The sequence below is a fragment of the Paraburkholderia sp. EG304 genome (genome assembly GCF_046543485.1).
GTDB lineage: Bacteria > Pseudomonadota > Gammaproteobacteria > Burkholderiales > Burkholderiaceae > Paraburkholderia > Paraburkholderia youngii.
The window spans coordinates 1-601 of the sequence record NZ_JBKGUA010000290.1 but is presented as its reverse complement, the minus strand read 5'-3'; the positions used below and the strand labels follow the sequence as shown (position 1 = coordinate 601).

Sequence of the window (601 nt, the reverse complement as noted above, 5' to 3'; positions counted from 1 at the left end):
TGATCCCAGCATGCCGCTTCGAAGACGTCGCCGCTTGCGTACAGCTGATCGAAGCCGGCGTAGGCATCGGCCTGCAGGATTCCCTTGAAGTTGGCGAGATGCGTTTGCGGATGAACACCCTTGCGGTCCGACGAGTACGTGAACCAGACTGCCGCAGGTTCCGCCGAGCCCGAGCGTCGATCGTCGCGCACATAGACCCAGAATCGGCCGGTTGTCGTCTTCTGGTTGCCCGGTGCGAGGACGGGAACCGTTGTATCGTCGCCATGGAGCTTGCCGGCAGCCAGCACGTAGCGCTGGATCGCCTCGACCAGCACCATGCAGAGTTCAACGATCTGGCCGAGCCAGCGGCCCATGCTGGCGCGATCAAGCGTCACGCCGTCGCGGGCCGCGATCTCCGACTGGCGATACAGGGGTTGGTGATCCGCGAACTTCGATACCGCGATATCGGCCAGCAGGCTTGGATGCGCGATGCTGCGCTCGATCGGCAGGCCCGGCATCGGCAGTTGTTCGATATGGCCACAGCCGGGGCAAAGCAATTTGCGCCGGATCGTGCGGATCACCTTGAATGCGGCGGCTACGCGCGCGAGCTGTTCGGATGCGT

Annotated in this window: 1 protein-coding gene; it reads right to left on the bottom strand. The window is 63.7% G+C overall.

Translation table 11 applies throughout. The features are described from left to right. Window positions 1-601: IS66 family transposase (gene tnpC / locus ACLFKU_RS43910; protein ID WP_410853411.1), on the bottom strand; the 601-nt coding region annotated here is incomplete at both ends.